The organism is Bacteroides sp. D1, assembly GCF_000157095.2.
GTDB classification, from domain to species: Bacteria; Bacteroidota; Bacteroidia; order Bacteroidales; family Bacteroidaceae; genus Bacteroides; species Bacteroides xylanisolvens.
The window spans coordinates 235894-253075 of the sequence record NZ_JH114339.1; the positions used below are offsets into that span (position 1 = coordinate 235894).

13 protein-coding genes and 2 tRNA genes are annotated in these 17182 nt (G+C 42.5%); 6 read left to right on the plus strand and 9 right to left on the minus strand.

The genetic code is table 11. The annotated features are described in order from the left end of the window. Positions 1-320: 320 nt before the first annotated feature. From BSAG_RS13490 to rho, 7 genes are all read right to left on the minus strand, one after another. Positions 321-399: transfer RNA gene (locus BSAG_RS13490), tRNA-His, on the minus strand. Positions 400-463: 64 nt separating this feature from the next. Continuing rightward, the gene (locus BSAG_RS13485; RefSeq protein ID WP_004312923.1) at positions 464-1618 is read right to left on the minus strand and encodes a CapA family protein; all 1155 of its coding nucleotides are present in this window, start codon (positions 1616-1618) and stop codon (positions 464-466) included. Beyond that, on the minus strand, positions 1615-2496 hold the full coding sequence (gene folD / locus BSAG_RS13480; RefSeq protein ID WP_004312924.1) for a bifunctional methylenetetrahydrofolate dehydrogenase/methenyltetrahydrofolate cyclohydrolase FolD: 882 nt from the start codon (positions 2494-2496) through the stop codon (positions 1615-1617). Before folD ends, BSAG_RS13485 begins: the two co-directional genes overlap by 4 nt. 207 nt (positions 2497-2703) lie before the next feature. After that, on the minus strand, positions 2704-4026 hold the full coding sequence (ffh, locus tag BSAG_RS13475) for a signal recognition particle protein (RefSeq protein ID WP_004312925.1): 1323 nt from the start codon (positions 4024-4026) through the stop codon (positions 2704-2706). A gap of 104 nt (positions 4027-4130) precedes the next feature. Then, positions 4131-5453, minus strand: a complete 1323-nt coding sequence (locus tag BSAG_RS13470) for an MATE family efflux transporter (RefSeq protein WP_004312926.1) — start codon at positions 5451-5453, stop codon at positions 4131-4133. A gap of 273 nt (positions 5454-5726) precedes the next feature. Then, positions 5727-7193 carry a sulfatase gene (locus tag BSAG_RS13465; RefSeq protein WP_004312927.1) on the minus strand — a complete coding sequence of 489 codons (1467 nt, stop codon included), beginning with the start codon at positions 7191-7193 and terminating at the stop codon, positions 5727-5729. Positions 7194-7479: 286 nt separating this feature from the next. Beyond that, positions 7480-9738 carry a transcription termination factor Rho gene (gene rho / locus BSAG_RS13460; protein WP_004312929.1) on the minus strand — a complete coding sequence of 753 codons (2259 nt, stop codon included), beginning with the start codon at positions 9736-9738 and terminating at the stop codon, positions 7480-7482. Positions 9739-9974: 236 nt separating this feature from the next. Between rho and BSAG_RS13455 the strand changes: the two genes are divergently transcribed. Further along, the gene (locus BSAG_RS13455; protein ID WP_004312931.1) at positions 9975-10811 is read left to right on the plus strand and encodes a 4Fe-4S binding protein; all 837 of its coding nucleotides are present in this window, start codon (positions 9975-9977) and stop codon (positions 10809-10811) included. Here the strand turns inward: BSAG_RS13455 and tilS are convergent. Next, complete coding sequence (gene tilS, locus BSAG_RS13450; RefSeq protein ID WP_004312933.1) at positions 10796-12076, minus strand: tRNA lysidine(34) synthetase TilS; 1281 nt, start codon at positions 12074-12076, stop codon at positions 10796-10798. The two genes, BSAG_RS13455 and tilS, sit on opposite strands and share 16 nt — an antisense overlap. Before the next feature lie 145 nt (positions 12077-12221). Here tilS and feoB point away from each other — a divergent pair, with 145 nt between their 5' ends. The 5 genes from feoB (at position 12222) to BSAG_RS13425 (ending at position 16937) form a co-directional block, all read left to right on the plus strand. Beyond that, positions 12222-14708 carry a ferrous iron transport protein B gene (feoB, locus tag BSAG_RS13445; protein ID WP_004312936.1) on the plus strand — a complete coding sequence of 829 codons (2487 nt, stop codon included), beginning with the start codon at positions 12222-12224 and terminating at the stop codon, positions 14706-14708. Beyond that, positions 14705-14920, plus strand: a complete 216-nt coding sequence (locus tag BSAG_RS13440; protein ID WP_004312937.1) for a hypothetical protein — start codon at positions 14705-14707, stop codon at positions 14918-14920. The genes feoB and BSAG_RS13440 overlap by 4 nt, the downstream gene beginning before the upstream one ends. 51 nt (positions 14921-14971) lie before the next feature. Further along, positions 14972-15043, plus strand: a tRNA-Cys gene (locus BSAG_RS13435). A gap of 252 nt (positions 15044-15295) precedes the next feature. Next, positions 15296-15949: a hypothetical protein gene (locus BSAG_RS13430; protein WP_008771470.1), complete on the plus strand. Its 654-nt coding sequence runs from the start codon at positions 15296-15298 to the stop codon at positions 15947-15949. A gap of 157 nt (positions 15950-16106) precedes the next feature. After that, entirely contained in the window at positions 16107-16937 is an 831-nt protein-coding gene (locus tag BSAG_RS13425; protein WP_008997467.1) for a DMT family transporter, read from the plus strand. Between the two features lie 16 nt (positions 16938-16953). Here the strand turns inward: BSAG_RS13425 and BSAG_RS24205 are convergent. After that, positions 16954-17182, minus strand: a 229-nt coding sequence (locus BSAG_RS24205; protein ID WP_232287658.1) for a transposase, incomplete at its 5' end; no start/stop codon positions are given.

Genomic DNA, 17182 nt, shown 5'->3' on the forward strand with positions numbered 1-17182 from the left:
AAGGATACTGTCGTTTCCCCGTAGAGACACCACAAATTCTCCATAGAGTGATCCCAATTATCCCATAGCTTTGCATCAAGGAATCAAGGCTTTTTCTTTGATTATATAACGTGTTGCAGATACTTTATCTGCAACCTATCTGCCACAGGTATCTGCAACGTTCCAACTATTTATTAACTAGTGTATTACACGCTTTTCGTTGCAGGTGGCAGATGCTTTTATGTTTTTCAACTTTATAGTAGGAAAAACTTTAGCACTTGAATGATATTCTACCAACAAAAAGAAAACCCTCATAAGTACTTAACTTACAAGGGTTTCTTTGGGGGTGGCAGATGGGACTCGAACCCACGACATTCAGAACCACAATCTGACGCTCTAACCAACTGAACTACAGCCACCATGTCTGCGTTTCTCTAACGCGGTGCAAAGATAGATATTATCTTTTAATCTCCAAAAGATTTCACTACTTTTTTTTGTAAAAAGTATATTCTTTTATTCCCTGATTGTGCTTGTTGAAAAGGGTTCGAGCATCATTTGTGAAGATCTTCAGAGAGTTACGTGCTTGTAAAGGAATTGAATCAGCAGGTAGGTTGACGGGGAGTAATTGATGATTTTTTTTTCCGGACTGAATGGGGCGGGCTGTCCAGACTAAACTATACTCGCAATTATTGAGACGGACTGTGCTGTCTTTTACTAATTCCATTCTTACCATCAGTCCACCATCGGTGCGGCGGGCGGACATATTGGAAATATAATTTCCCAGTGAATAGACTACGAGATGTTTGTCGTTTGTCACGCTGTCTGTGCGAACTTCGATGGGTTGAACTACGTGAGGGTGGGAGCCGATGACATGATTTACTCCTTTTTGAATCAGCCAGTCAGCAAGGAATTTCTGCTCTTTGTCCGGGAGCGACTGGTATTCGATTCCCCAATGCATACAAGCTATGATTGCGTCCGGTTTCATTGCTTTGCTCTCTTCAATATCTTTGGCGATAACTGTTGTATCAATATAGTTCACGATATTGGGAGGAGTAACGGGGATACCGTTTGTGCCATACGTATAGTTGAGCAGGGCGATGCGGAACCCGTTCTTTTCCAATAAAAGAGGGTATTTCTTGTCGCGTTCTTCGGTGTTGATATACGTGCCTGCATGTGGAATTTTCAACGAGTCGATAAGTTGAATGGTACGCTCCAGTCCGGATTTGCCACGGTCGAGACTATGATTGTTGGCAGTCACTAAAACATTGAAACCTGCGTCATGAATTGCGGTCAGAAATTCGTCCGGTGCGCTGAAAGCAGGATAACCTTTGTAGGGTTTGCCTCCTAACGTAACTTCCAGATTGGCGATAGCGAGATCGGCTCTCCCTATTTCTTCTTTAACGTACGTAAAACAGGTGGAGTAATCATAGCCGGTTGAGGTCCGTGCAGCGTTGATTTGTCCTTGATGCTGCATGAGGTCACCTACGAAAAGGAGTCGTAGGGTATCAGTGGGGGAAATACTGTCGGTTGCGGAAAGGCTGTCCGACAGGGTATCGATGATAGAATCTCTCTTTGCCTGCGACCGGGAGGTGCAGGACAAAGAGAGAAGTAAAATCATCAGAAACAAGCTATGTTTCATTGATAAATGGCTTTCTTGCCAGCTAAGAGTGTATTTTTCATTAACGATACAATCGTCATCGGTCCAACACCGCCCGGTACGGGAGTGATAAAGGAACATTTTGGGGCAACTTCGTCAAACTTCACGTCACCAGTCAGTTTGAAGCCTGATTTCTTGGTTGCATCCGGCACACGCGTAGTACCTACATCGATAACTACCGCACCTTCTTTCACCATTTCGGCTTTTACAAAGTTGGGTTGTCCCAGGGCAGCGATGATAATATCAGCTTCCTGACATTCTTTTATCAGGTCTTTGCTGCGGCTGTGGCATACCGTCACCGTGGCATCGCCCGGATAGGCTTTCTGCATCATCAGGGCAGCCATCGGTTTGCCGACGATATTGCTACGTCCGAGTACAACACATTTTTTGCCGGAAGTCTCTATTTCGTAACGTTTCAACAATTCGAGGATACCGTTGGGAGTAGCGGATACATAGCACGGAAGTCCGATGGACATACGGCCTACGTTGATTGGGTGGAAGCCGTCTACATCTTTACGGTAATCAATCGTTTCGATTACTTTCTGTTCGGAGATATGTTTAGGTAAGGGAAGTTGTACGATAAAGCCGTCTACATCGTCGTCTTCATTCAGTTCGCGTACTTTGGCAAGCAGTTCTTCTTCGGTCACGTCACTTTCATAACGGATGAGGGAGGACTTGAATCCACATACTTCACAGGCTTTTACTTTGGCAGCTACATACGTTTCGCTACCACCATCGTGTCCAACAAGGATAGCCGCCAGATGCGGGCGTTTTCCGCCACGAGCCACAATTTCGGCTACTTCGGCTGCAATCTCTTGTTTCACTTGTTCGGAAATGGCTTTTCCGTCTATCAGAGTCATATTTTCAGGGTATTTATTGGTGATGGGCAAAAGTAAAATAAATAACTGAACTCTCCAAAAGGATTGGAATTTTTGTCAGGAGATGAGCAGTATATTATCAGTTTGTTAGTGGAGAAACTACTTTCTACCGTAGGCTTCCGGATACAAAAAAAGAGGAAGTCGAAACTTCCTCTTTTTTGTTATAATCAGTTTGGATCTATTGAATGATTATCTTTTCATTTTAGGCATCATCTTACCCATCTTGCTGCTAGTTACCATCTTCATCATTTTGCGAGTCTGGTCGAACTGTTTCAGCAGGCGGTTTACTTCCTGAATAGTCGTTCCGCTACCTTTTGCGATACGTGTACGACGTGATCCGTTCAGTATTTCCGGGTTGGAACGTTCTGCCGGAGTCATGGAATAGATGATAGCTTCGATGCTTTTGAAAGCATTGTCGTCAATATCAATATCTTTGATTGCCTTTCCTACTCCCGGAATCATGGAGGCAAGGTCTTTCAGATTACCCATTTTCTTGATTTGTGCAATCTGGCTAAGGAAGTCATTGAAGTCGAATTGGTTCTTGGCAATTTTCTTTTGTAAACGTTTAGCCTCTTCTTCATCATATTGTTCCTGTGCACGTTCTACCAATGAAACGATGTCACCCATACCGAGAATACGGTCGGCCATACGGGCAGGGTGGAATTGGTCGATTGCTTCCAGCTTTTCACCTGTACCAACAAATTTGATCGGTTTGTTCACTACCGAACGGATAGAAAGAGCCGCACCACCGCGGGTATCACCATCAAGTTTGGTCAGTACCACACCGTTGAAGTCCAGACGTTCGTTGAATTCTTTAGCCGTGTTTACAGCATCCTGACCGGTCATAGAGTCTACCACGAACAGAATTTCGTTCGGGTTGATTGCTTCTTTGATAGCGGCGATCTCGTTCATCATCTGTTCGTCTACTGCCAGACGTCCGGCTGTATCGACGATAACGAGGTCATATCCTTTGGCTTTAGCTTCCTGAATAGCGTGTTGTGCGATTTCTACCGGATTCTTGCTGTCCAGTTCGCAGTACATCGGTACTTCGATTTGTTCTGCCAATACGCGCAACTGTTCGATAGCTGCCGGACGGTAAACGTCACAAGCCACCAGTAATGGCTTACGGTTTTTCTTGGTTTTCAGCATCCGTGCCAACTTACCGGAGAAGGTGGTCTTACCCGAACCTTGCAAACCTGACATCAGGATGACTGCCGGACGGGCGTCGATATTGATCTCGGCTGTCTCTCCACCCATCAACTGTGTAAGTTCATCATGTACGATTTTCACCATCAACTGGCTTGGCTTCACAGCCGTAAGCACGTTCTGGCCAAGAGCTTTTTCTTTCACTGTATCCGTGAAATTCTTTGCCACCTTGTAGTTTACGTCGGCGTCGAGAAGTGCTTTACGTACGTCTTTCAGCGTCTCCGCCACGTTGATTTCGGTGATTTTGCCTTCACCTTTCAGAATCTTGAATGACCGTTCTAGTCTTTCACTTAAATTATCGAACATAGTTATTTAATTACGAATTACTAATTACAATTTACTTGGGCGAAAGAGGGACTTTTCCGTCTACTCTTTATTTGAGCTTGCAAATGTACAAAAATCTCTTGTATTTATATCTTTTTATTCTGCCATTTTGCTTTTTTGAGATAAATATAACTTGTTATCAACAGCAAGCTATAATACACAATCTCAATCGTAAAGCAAATTTCGATCGGTGCTTTCAGCCACATTCCGATGAAAATGATGTATGATCCGTAGATGATAATTGTAATCGTTTCGAGCAACAGGGCTGCCTGTGTATTTCCTGTTCCGGAGATACCGTTGAACACTACATTGGCTACGGATGCGATAAGCATGGCAAAACAAATTACATATACCGAAGGTACGGACTCCGTAATGAGTGCGGCTTCACTGGTGTAGATAGAGAGCAGGAACTGCGGAAACAGTGCCGATACCGCTACTAACCCCAGCATGATGAAAAAGGAGAAACGCGCAATTTTATTAATGAGCGGCATCACGTGCTGGATGCCTCCTGCACCAATAGCATTGCTGACAAGACTGTTGGTAGTCGTAGCCAGTGCGTTGACCGGAATCAACAATACGACATAAATACTTCGGACGATATTGGCAATTGCCAGTTCCCGTTGTCCCAACCGTTCTACGGCTACGAAGAAAACAAACCAGGTAGCCATCGACAGGAAATATTGCAGCATGGTGAAGCAGGAGATACTAAGGATCCGCATCAGCAATGCAGGGTCGAATGTGCGCAGGCGGTTCATACCGTATTTCTTTAAATCGACCGTGGCATACGTATAGATGACGAAAAAGAGAATGGAGGAGGCTTCTGCCAATACGGAAGCAATAGCAGCCCCTTTGATACCCATTTCCGGCAAACCGAACTTTCCGAAGATTAATGCATAGTCCAGTACGACATTGGTTAATGCCATGACAATGGCATTGATGGTTAGCACTTTAGTGCGTGTAATGCCGATGTACAATGCCCGGAACATGACATTGATAAAAGAGAAAAAGAATCCGTAAATACGCCAGTCCAGAAACTCCATTGTTCCTTCGTAGATGGATTCTGAAGAAACTAGCAAACGCATGATGTTTCCACCGAATGCCTTGGTGAATCCAAATAGCAGCAGTGCCATCACGAACAGGAACATGACTCCCTGAATCATGACAGGGCCGACATCTGAATAGCGGCCTTCGCCATTGCGTCGCGCTATGACAATCTGCGAACCGGTACTGAATCCGAATGCGATGGTGAATACACATATATAAAATAACCCGCCCATAGCCGATGCTCCAAGAGCTACCTCACTCACGTGTCCGAGGAATGCTGTGTCGGTGACATTGATGACATTTTGTGCCAGCAAGCTTAGTAGTATCGGGTAACTGACACTCCAAATCTGTTTGTTGGTATACATAATTAAGCGTTTAAGTTTACACTTTGCAAAGATAGTGCTTTATTTCGATTCGGAGGCGATGGGGTAGATGAAAACTATTTCCGGACCTTCGGGAGTTTTATCGTTAGTTGATTCGGAATGAAGTATGTCTCCCTTACGGCTTAATATGAACCGGATGATTTGTGTTTGCCGGTGTTCTTGGGCTATACTAGTGCGGTGCTTGCTTGTAAGTTTGCCAGCGAAAGAACTAAAAAGAGTGAAGATTTCTTTGTTGTCTTCACTCTTTTTTATTATTTATTTTCTTTTGAGTATTTCCCGAACTCCAGGACCTTCGTGGTTAGGGTAGCCGGGAGTATGGTTTCTGCATCGTGGATCAGCATCTACTTTCAAGCTTCGGTAGTCATCTTTTGTGCGGGTGATGTAATCATCAAGCATGGCACGGTGTTCTGCGAGAACTTTACTGTATTTCGGATCTTTGGCGAGATTCTTACGTTCTCCCGGATCTTTTTTCATATCATATAGTTCTTCTCCGTTGCCTTCCAGATAGTGCGTGTATTTGTATCTCGGTCCGCGTACCATACGTCCGGGGGTAACGACATATTCATATTCGCTGTGCCATTCGGAAACTACATAAGGGTGAGTCTTTTTCTGTTTCTCTCCTTTTAATGTAGGTGCGAGACTGATTCCCGGCTTTTCGACTGGAACGGAAATTCCTGCCAAATCACAAAGGGTAGGCAAAAGATCCAGCGTAGGCTGTGTCAATAGTTGCTTTACTGGTTTTTTCTGTTGTTTGATGCCGGGGCCTGCGAAGATAAACGGAACGTTTGTCATTTCATCATAGAAACTAATATGCTTGGTCACCATACGGTGTGAAGCCATTCCGTCGCCATGATCGGCCATGATAACAACGATGGTGTTTCTTCCGGCAGGAGTGGAGTAAAGAGCTTTTAATACACTGTCTACTTGCTTGGAAACCATTTTAGTATAGTGCTGGAAAGCGGCAATGTAATGACGGTAATTCTCTTCATTCCAATGAGAGGCCTGGGTCATGCGGCGGTGGCTGCAACAGATGTATTGCACCGGTTTGGGGATATTGTTCCAGTCTTCCACGTCGAAGTTGGCTGGTAGTTCAGGAAGAGTTCCGCTGATGGGGCGATCGGTATGTACTCCTTCATTTGCTCCTACGAATCCGCAAATGTTGTGAGGGTTCTGAAAATCGGCAATGCAGATGAAGGGTTCTTTGGGAGGGTTGCTTAAATAAGCAACAGCGTCTTCGCAGGTTCCTACATCCAGAAAACTGTCGTTATTGACCGGGAACTCCGGATCAGTGAATGGTTTGGCTACCGGTTCTTTGTGTTTGAATCCTCTTAGGGAGCCCATGTCGTGTGTTTTTCCGAAGTGTACGGCTTCGTAACCGTTTTCAGAGAAAAGGCTTCCTAATGTAGGTACATTTTCGGGAATACGTGGGTTGATAGGTTCGCTGGAGTTCGAACGTACATTCGTTTGATGAGGTGTCATGCCGCTCCATAAAGCTGCGCGTGAAGGTTGGCTGAGAGGGCAGCCTACATAAGCATTGGAGAAGATTACTCCTCGTGAAGCGACTTCGTCAATAGGGAGGGTGCAGCCTTGTGTTTGCCCGTAAGCTCCGACGACGCGTTGTGTCAAATGGTCGCACTGGATAATCAGGAAATTGGGCTTTTCTTGAGCTTGGGCTGCTACGCCGCATAGGGCTAATCCCATGAATGGATAAATAGTTTTCATTACTGGTTAGAATTAAGTAATAGTTGATTTTGAAACAAAAGTAGGAAAAAAGGAAACGCAAAAAAGGGTGAAGTAGTGTTTTTGGACGCAAGTGAAAGTATTTTGTACAAAAATGTAATGTGTGATGGATTATTAGGGGGAACTATTGCTGATGAACGTTGGCTTGTGAAAGATGAACGGCAAGTGGTTATTGATTAACGGGGTGGCTAAAAAAGAGAACGGTGAACAAACTGCAATTATCAGGACGCAGTTTGTTCACCGTTCATTATTTATCGTTTACCGCTAATTAGCTGTTCATGCTCATCAGGAATTCATCGTTATCTCTGGTCTTTTCCAAACGGTCTTTAACGAAGTCCATTGCTTCGATCGGATTCATGTCTGCAAGATATTTACGTAATATCCACATGCGGTCAAGAGTTGTTTTATCAAGCAACAGGTCGTCGCGACGAGTGCTGGATGCAGTAATGTTGACTGCCGGGAAGATACGTTTGTTGGACAGGTTGCGGTCGAGCTGCAACTCCATGTTGCCGGTACCCTTAAATTCTTCGAAGATAACTTCGTCCATTTTAGAACCGGTATCGATCAATGCGGTAGCGATGATGGTCAACGAACCGCCGTTTTCAATATTACGGGCAGCACCGAAGAAACGTTTAGGTTTGTGAAGTGCATTTGCATCCACACCACCGGAAAGAACTTTACCGGATGCAGGAGATACTGTATTGTATGCACGAGCCAGACGGGTGATAGAATCAAGGAAGATCACTACGTCGTGACCACATTCTACCAAACGTTTTGCCTTTTCCAATACGATACCTGCAATTTTTACGTGACGTTCTGCCGGTTCGTCGAAAGTAGAAGCGATAACTTCTGCATTAACGCTGCGTGCCATATCGGTTACTTCTTCCGGACGTTCGTCAATCAGCAGCATAATCATGTAAACTTCCGGGTGATTGGCTGCAATAGCGTTAGCGATATCTTTCATTAAGATAGTCTTACCTGTCTTTGGCTGGGCAACGATCAAGGCACGTTGTCCTTTACCGATAGGAGCGAAAAGGTCAACAACGCGTGCAGACATGGAGTCTGAATAACCGCCTTTGCAAAGTTTGAACTTTTCATCCGGGAAGAGAGGTGTCAGATGTTCGAAAGGAACGCGGTCGCGAACGAAAGCTGCGTCACGTCCGTTAATTTTCGACACTTTTACCAACGGGAAATATTTTTCTCCTTCTTTGGGTGGACGGATAACACCTTCCACTACATCACCGGTTTTCAAACCAAAGAGTTTGATCTGAGATTGTGATACATAAATGTCGTCAGGAGAAGAAAGGTAGTTGTAATCGGAAGAACGGAGGAATCCGTATCCATCCTGCATGATTTCCAGAACGCCTACTCCGTTGAGAATATCATCGAATTCGTAAGGCTTTTCGCGTTCAATAACCTTGCGCTCCTGCTGTTGTTGCTGTTGTGCCGGAAGATTCTCGTTCGCATGGTTTTGCTGAGTGGCACGTGGCATCGGTAAGCGTTGTTGGTTCTGGTTCTGAACCTGATTCTGATTATTGTTATTATGCTGGAAATTATTATTGTTGTTATTAGCGTTATTGCTATTATTGTTCACATTGTTATTACCGTTGTTATTGTCGCGTGGACGGACAATGCGCGGGCGTTGCTGCTGTGCTTGCTGCTGTTGAGATTGTTGTTGCTGTTGAGGATGAGATGGCTGTTCAGGTGCTGTTTGCACAGGTTCTGTTTTAGTTGCCTCGAATTTGCCAAAGAGTTCGGTAGGAAGCTCTATTTTTTCAGAAGGCAGATCTTCGATTGGAATAAAATCATCATCGTCAACGCTGGATAAGATATTGCTTTCCTCGTCGATAACGGGTGCGGCTTTCTTTTGTGGTTTATCTATAACTTTTTTCTCTGCAACAGGCTTGTTTGCCTCTGCGGCTGGTTTATTTGTTTCTGCAGCTGGTTTGCTTTTTGCTTTCTTTTCAGCAGTCGGCTGTTGTATAGGCGCAGCTTTTTCTTTTGTTTCAGTAGTTTTCTCTGCAACAACAGGCTTAGTTTCCACCACTTTGGGAGCAGCCGGTGTTACATTTTCTACTTCTTTTTTCTCTTCTGTGTCAGCGCTCTTGCGTGGACGCCCCACTTTACGCTTGGGAGCAGTAGTAGCGTTTTCTGCTTTAGCTTCTACAACAGGAGCTTCTTTTTCTTTGTTTGTACTTTCTTCTTTCTTGGAAGGTTGTGGTGCTTTTACAGGAGTGGCTTCTTTTGTTTTATTAACCTCTCCACTCTTTGGTGTGGAAACTACCTTGTCTTCTTTTTTGGTAGGAGCTACCCGTGAACGCTTTTTCTTTTGTTCTTCATTTTTGCGTTCTTCTTTGAGCTTATCTGCGGCAACTTTCTTAGTAGCTCCTACAATAGCCTGTTCATCGAGTATCTTATAAACAAGGTCTTCTTTTTTGTATGAGTCTGCTTTTTTTATGCCTAACTCTTTGGCAATAACTTGAAGTTCCGACAGATTTTTGTCGTTTAATTGGATAATGTTATACATATAGTATGGTAAGTTATTAATATTTCTTTTTTTGCTGAATTACGGACAGCATTACTACAGCTTATGGCTACAGATATGCAAGCATACGTTTTGTTTTTTATTCTGAATTAGGGATGTATATGTTGAATCGTAGAATGTTTCAACGGGGCAAAGATAATAATTTTTTTTGGTTTCATGAACAATCAAACATTTTTTTCCACGTAAAAGTGTATCTTTGCTACATAAAAGAAAATAGTATGACAGTAAATGAAGCTCATTTAATTTATTTTTCGCCTACACACACATCTAAACAAGTTGCGGAAGCGATTGTTCACGGTACGGGCATAAAAAATATCCTTCCTATTAATGTAACGCAGCAAATTGCAGATGAAATCGTGATTCCTGCATCTGCTTTGGCCATTATTGTAGTGCCTGTGTATGGAGGTCATGTCGCTCCTCTGGCAATGGAGCGTTTGCAGTACATCCGGGGAGTAGATACTCCGACCGTTTTGGTGGTGGTGTATGGAAACCGTGCTTATGAAAAAGCTTTAATGGAACTGGATGCTTTTGCTATTCCTCATGGATTGAAAGTAATTGCCGGGGCAACTTTTATTGGAGAACATTCATATAGTACTGATAAACATCCGATTGCGGTGGGACGTCCCGATGAGTCGGATTTAGCCTTTGCTACGGAATTTGGGAAGAAAATCATGGAAAAAATACAGGCTGCCGATAGCATGGATACCCTTTATCCGGTAGACGTACGTGCTATCAAACGTCCGAGCCAGCCATTTTTTCCTTTGTTTCGCTTTTTGAGGAAAGTTATTAAGTTGCGTAAAAGTGGAACACCGCTTCCCCGCACTCCTTGGGTGGAGGATGAAAATTTGTGCACCCATTGTGGATTGTGTGTGGTCCGTTGCCCGGCAGGGGCTATAACGAAAGGGGATGAACTGCATACAGATGAAGCTAAATGTATCAAGTGTTGTGCCTGTGTAAAAGCTTGCGTTAAGAAAGCACGGGTGTATGATACTCCTTTTGCGGCTTTGTTGTCAGATTGCTTCAAGAAACAGAAATTGCCTCAAACTATTTTGTAGATTACGACACGCTTAGTTGTTTCATCAATACGAAAGCGGTTGTCTGTTCGTTCGCCTATCAGCCACGCAATGTGTTCTCCACAGCAGAGTACCCACTGGCGTTCTTTTTGACTGATAGAAAATTTGCGGTCGGTCAGATAATCGCTTATTTTTTTCTTTCCTTTCATTCCGAAAGGAATAAAAGTGTCTCCTGTCTGCCATTTCCGGTAATGAATATCTCCATTCAGTTTGTCGGCATCAAAACAGGCTATTCCTTTGTCGCGTGGAATTAGGAAATCAGGGGTGTATTCTTTTTCTTCTTTGATGATTTGAAAAGGAGGAAGAATTTCATTTCCCGATTCAATAGCTTCTATTAATAAGAATTTTCTGTCTTTTATCACTCTCCATTTTTTACTGCAAAATTGTTTGCCCGGTTGGCTGTGAAGCGAAAAGGCAATATCTTTGATTTGTGCAGAATTGAAGCCTAGAGGATGCAAGATTTCGAATAGAATAGCTTCGGGTGCCGGTTCCTTTACTAAATCACTGATTCGGATACCTTCTGTCGTTACAATATTATTTTTGGTTTCCTCTATGCATTTATTATATATGGTAGCTACATCATTCAGATAATTGCTCGTGTCTATCAGATTCTTTTTGACTGACGGATTGATTTCCTGCATAAGAGGAAGGAGATTGAGCCGGATTTTGTTACGGGTATATTCGTCTTCCAGATTGGTACTGTCTGTTACATAATCTTGTCCGATGCTCTCCAGATAATGAATGATATCTTCTCGATTGACGCAAAGCAGAGGCCGCACGATTGCTCCGTTGCGGGGGCGGATTCCTAATAAACCGGTAATTCCTGTACCTCGAATCAGATTGAGTAGTATGGTTTCTACGCTATCATCCTGATGATGTGCTACGGCGATCACATCTGCCTGGCATTCTTTTCTCGTTTTCTCGAACCAGTCATAGCGTAATTCCCGTGCAGCCATTTCAATCGAAATCTGTTTTTCCTTTGCGTATTGTGTCGTGTTAAAATCAATTGTATGCAAATGGATTCCGGTTCTTTTGCAAAGTTGGCGGACAAACAGTTCATCCCGGTCTGATTCTTCGCCTCGCAGGTGGAAATTACAGTGTGCGGCTTCGCAATGATAACCTGCTGTGTGCAGAATACATAGCAGTGCCACCGAGTCGGCACCGCCACTCAATGCAATCAGGACTTTGGCATCCAGTGAGAACAAATGTTCTTTTTCTATATATTTTGTAACGCGTTGTTGTATCATATCTGCAAAGATACGAGTTTATCAATAAGTTTTTTTATTTTTCCTAAATCTTTTGGAGGAAGAAAATGGCTGCTATTTAAAAACATTCTAAATAATTTGCGTGCTCCGAAGTTATGAATTATCTTTGCCGAAAATTTTGAGAGTTATGCGTTTGTCCGAATTAAAAACAGGAGAAAAAGGTGTTATTGTAAAGGTGTTGGGGCACGGTGGTTTTCGTAAACGTATTGTGGAGATGGGCTTCATTAAAGGTAAAACGGTTGAAGTGCTGTTGAACGCTCCCCTAAAAGATCCCATAAAATATAAAGTCTTAGGTTATGAAATATCTCTTCGTCGTCAGGAAGCTGAAATGATCGAAGTAATCAGCGAGGAGGAGGCAAAAGAACTGGCTGAAAAGACTGTTTATCATGAAGGATTACCCGAAGACCTTTCAGTAAAAGAAGAAGATATGAAACGGTTGGCGTTAGGTAAACGTCGCACCATCAATGTTGCCTTGGTCGGAAATCCGAACAGTGGCAAGACTTCTTTGTTTAATCTTGCGTCGGGTGCTCATGAGCATGTAGGCAATTATAGCGGTGTGACCGTGGATGCCAAAGAAGGTTATTTTGACTTCGAAGGTTATCATTTCCGTATTGTCGATCTGCCGGGAACTTATTCTTTATCTGCTTATACGCCGGAAGAAATCTATGTTCGCCGTCATATTATCGATGAAACTCCTGACGTGATTATTAATGTCGTCGATTCTTCTAATCTGGAGCGAAATTTATATCTGACTACTCAATTGATAGACATGAATGTTCGCATGGTAGTGGCTCTGAATATCTATGATGAACTGGAAGCCAGTGGAAATACATTGGATTACCATTTGTTGAGCAAGTTGTTCGGGGTGCCGATGCTGCCTACTGCCAGTAAGAAAAATCGTGGATTGGATACGTTGTTTCATGTAGTTATCAATCTGTATGAAGGAGTAGACTTCTTCGATAAACAGGGAAACATGAATCCGGAAGTCCTCAAAGACTTGACTGAATGGCATGACTCTTTGGAAGACCGTAAGAACCATGAGGAAGAGCATCTGGAAGATTATGTGCGTGAACATAAAAAGACGGGGCGTGTCTTCCGGCATATTCATATAAACCACGGTCCTGATATAGAAAAAGCGATTGAGGCTGTAAAAAGTGAAGTGTCCAAGAACGAGTTTATCCGGCATAAATATTCTACCCGTTTCCTCTCCATTAAATTGTTGGAGAATGATCCTGACATTGAGCGTATTGTACGCACATTGCCGAATGCGGATGAAATTTTTCATGTCCGCGACAAGATGTCGAAGCGTGTTCAGGAGACAATGAATGAGGATTGTGAATCGGCTATTACTGATGCTAAATATGGATTTATCAGTGGTGCGTTGAAAGAAACGTTCACGGATAATCATCTGGAACAGGCGCAGACAACAAAGGTATTGGATTCGATTGTAACTCATCGTGTCTGGGGATTTCCTATTTTCTTTCTTTTTATGTATCTGATGTTTGAAGGTACATTTGTCATTGGCGAATATCCGATGATGGGGATTGAATGGATGGTAGAGCAGCTTGGTGAATTGCTGCGCAATAACATGTCGGAAGGTCCATTTAAAGATCTGCTGATTGATGGAATTATCGGTGGGGTAGGAGCTGTCATTGTCTTCTTACCGAATATCCTGATTCTGTATTTCTGTATTTCTATCATGGAGGATTCTGGTTATATGGCTCGTGCGGCTTTTATCATGGATAAGATCATGCATAAAATGGGGTTGCACGGAAAGTCGTTTATTCCTCTGATTATGGGATTCGGATGTAATGTGCCTGCGATTATAGCGTCCCGTACTATTGAGAATCGGAAGAGTCGTCTCATTACCATGTTGGTGAATCCATTGATGTCTTGTAGTGCGCGTCTGCCGATTTATTTATTGTTGGTGGGTGCTTTCTTCCCGAACAATGCAAGTTTAGTGCTGTTAAGTATTTATGTGATTGGTATTGTGCTGGCCGTGGTAATGGCTCGCTTGTTTAGCAAGTTTCTGATAAAGGGTGATGATACGCCGTTTGTGATGGAGCTTCCTCCTTACCGAATGCCGACAGCGAAGTCTATCTTCCGTCATACATGGGAAAAGGGAGCGCAGTATCTGAAAAAGATGGGCGGAATTATTATGATTGCTTCTATTATTATCTGGTTTCTGGGATATTATCCGAATCATGATGCTTATGAAACGGTTGCCGAGCAGCAGGAAAATTCTTATATCGGTCAGTTGGGGCGTGGAATAGAGCCGGTAATAAAGCCATTGGGATTTGATTGGAAATTAGGTATTGGCTTGCTTTCCGGTGTAGGGGCGAAAGAATTGGTGGTAAGTACGTTAGGCGTTTTGTATGCAGATGATCCGGATGCTGACTCGGTGAGTTTGGCAGAACGTATTCCGATTACTCCATTGGTTGCTTTTTGTTATATGCTGTTTGTATTAATTTACTTCCCGTGCATTGCGGCGATAGCGGCTATCAAACAGGAATCGGGTAGTTGGAAATGGGCCCTTTTTGCTGCCTGCTATACAACGGCATTAGCTTGGCTTGTTTCATTTGCTGTTTATCAGATTGGAGGATTGTTTGTATGAATAATTGGCAAGAGTGGGTAGTCGGAGTACTCGTTGTGCTCTGCATTGCCCGTGTCGTATATGGAATATTTCTTTTTTTTCGTCGTACGCGGGAAAATCAGAATCCTTGTGACAGCTGCGTAAGTGGCTGTGAACTAAAGGATATGATGGAGAAGAAACGCAGAGAGTGTGATGTAAAGAAAAAAAGTACAAAGAAAAATTGCTGCGGATAGTTGGTAGTTTCAAAATTTGTACTACCTTTGCAACCGCAAACGAGAAATAATGGTTCCTTGGATGAGTGGCTTAGTCAGCGGTCTGCAAAACCGTGTACGGCGGTTCGAATCCGCCAGGAACCTCAACTATCACTTTAAAGCCCTTGAAAGTCAAGCACTTTCAAGGGTTTGCTTTTTATGGAGACCGTTTCGGGGACTACTTGAAAATTATTGTTCCTGCTGGGTGCTCTCGTCAATTCCTGCATTATGGTATGGTACAATAGGTACTGTGTTTAATTCTTTATTTTAGGCTTTTCCCTATTGACAATTATAGTATTCACTAGTTTTTTATGATTTTCCTGCGTTACTTTTGTTATAAACCAAAAGAAAAACGCCATGAAAAAGATTTTATTTATCCTATTTGCTACCCAATTTATTTTGGCTCCTTATATAATAAAGAGCTATGGTGCAAATCTTATTGAAGACAATTATGAGTATTCGGGAGTTAATCAAGGGAGAAAGACTGTCGAAAAGGATATCTTTGGAAATATCATCATTCGTGATGATAAAGGCAATAGGAAGACCATTGAAAAGGATATTTTTGGGAATATCACTATTCGTGATGATAAAGGCAATAGAAAGACCATTGAAGAGGATATCTTTGGAAATATTACCATTCGTGATGATAAGGGCAATAGAAAGACTATTGAAAAAGATATTTTTGGGAATATCACCATTCGTGATGATAAAGGTAATAGAAAGACTATCGAAGAGGATATTTTTGGAAATACCATCATTCGTGATGATAAGGGCAATAGAAAGACTATCGAAGAGGATATTTTTGGAAATACTATCATTCGAGACAATAAAGGTAATAGAAAGACGATTAAAAAAGATATCTTTGGGAATACCATTATCGAAGATGGCAAAGGCAATAGAACAACCATTAAAAAAGATATTTTTGGGAACGAAATAATTGAAAGTAGTGATGGTCATAGAAAAATTATCAAAAAGGATATTTTTGGAAATACAGTTATTGAGGATTATTAAAAGGTTATATTTATAAGGAGGAAATGTATCAGACTTATCTTCTTGTACTGATTTAGGGGTTAGATCGATTAACTGATAATGTGAAATTAATGGTGATATTAAAGAAATATTTATGATCTTTGTACCCATGAATATCGGAAATTAGTTGAATAGATTGATGAATCGTATAAAAGGTATACTTTATGCAGCGGTGTCTTCCTCTACTTTTGGACTGGCTCCGTTCTTTTCCCTCACTTTATTGTTGGCAGGTTTTTCAGCTTTCGAAGTGCTTTCCTATCGTTGGGGAGTGGCGACAATTGCGTTGACTCTGTTCGGATGGTGTTCGGGATGTAGTTTTCGATTGGAAAAGAAGGATTTTTTAGTTGTTCTTTTATTAAGTTTGTTGAGGGCAGTTACTTCATTCAGTTTGCTTATAGCATATCAGAATATAGCTACCGGGGTGGCGTCAACCATTCATTTTATGTATCCGTTGGCGGTATCTCTAGTTATGATGTACTTCTTTCAGGAAAAGAAATCCCTTTGGGTGATGTTTGCGGTCTCCATGTCCTTGTTAGGAGCGGCCTTGCTTTCATCGGGGGAACTGGAGGCGAAAAATGGTGATACGATAGTCGGACTGGTAGCAGCTTGTGTTTCTGTGTTTTCCTATGCGGGGTATATTGTTGGCGTACGAATGACACGCGCTGTTCGAATCAATTCCACTGTACTGACTTGTTATGTTATGGGGTTAGGAACCGTTCTTTATTTTATAGGTGCTTTGACTACTTCCGGGCTTCAGCTGGTAGCTGACGGTTATACCTGGTTGATTATTTTGGGACTTGCATTACCGGCTACAGCCATTTCTAATATAACATTGGTACGGGCTATTAAATATGCAGGGCCTACGTTGACATCTATTTTAGGTGCGATGGAACCATTGACAGCTGTGGTGATCGGAGTTTTTGTGTTTAAAGAACTATTTACGGCTCAGTCTGAAAACTTGGGGGATTAATTTTTGTCAATTCCCTTCATGCATATACCTTTGCTAGCCTAAAAAGGAAGAAGCTAATATCCACTACTCCTCTAAATGATGCCCTAAATGCTTTGATTTTAGCATTAAATGCTTCCGCTGCTGCATTTGTACTCCTGTTCACAAAGAAGTTCAAAATCCTTTCATAATGGTTCTCAATAGAGTTTGCCACTGTTGTGAATGTATCGTATCCATATTCTTCAATCTTATTATACCATAGTGCCAGC

Coding starts and splice junctions, on each gene's coding strand:
- feoB (WP_004312936.1), top strand. CDS start 12,222: ATGCGTTTGTCCGAATTAAAAACAGGAGAAAAAGGTGTTATTGTAAAG.
- BSAG_RS13465 (WP_004312927.1), bottom strand. CDS start 7,193: ATGAAAACTATTTATCCATTCATGGGATTAGCCCTATGCGGCGTAGCA.
- tilS (WP_004312933.1), bottom strand. CDS start 12,076: ATGATACAACAACGCGTTACAAAATATATAGAAAAAGAACATTTGTTC.
- BSAG_RS13425 (WP_008997467.1), top strand. CDS start 16,107: ATGAATCGTATAAAAGGTATACTTTATGCAGCGGTGTCTTCCTCTACT.
- BSAG_RS13430 (WP_008771470.1), top strand. CDS start 15,296: ATGAAAAAGATTTTATTTATCCTATTTGCTACCCAATTTATTTTGGCT.
- BSAG_RS13485 (WP_004312923.1), bottom strand. CDS start 1,618: ATGAAACATAGCTTGTTTCTGATGATTTTACTTCTCTCTTTGTCCTGC.
- BSAG_RS13440 (WP_004312937.1), top strand. CDS start 14,705: ATGAATAATTGGCAAGAGTGGGTAGTCGGAGTACTCGTTGTGCTCTGC.
- rho (WP_004312929.1), bottom strand. CDS start 9,738: ATGTATAACATTATCCAATTAAACGACAAAAATCTGTCGGAACTTCAA.
- BSAG_RS13455 (WP_004312931.1), top strand. CDS start 9,975: ATGACAGTAAATGAAGCTCATTTAATTTATTTTTCGCCTACACACACA.
- ffh (WP_004312925.1), bottom strand. CDS start 4,026: ATGTTCGATAATTTAAGTGAAAGACTAGAACGGTCATTCAAGATTCTG.
- BSAG_RS13470 (WP_004312926.1), bottom strand. CDS start 5,453: ATGTATACCAACAAACAGATTTGGAGTGTCAGTTACCCGATACTACTA.
- folD (WP_004312924.1), bottom strand. CDS start 2,496: ATGACTCTGATAGACGGAAAAGCCATTTCCGAACAAGTGAAACAAGAG.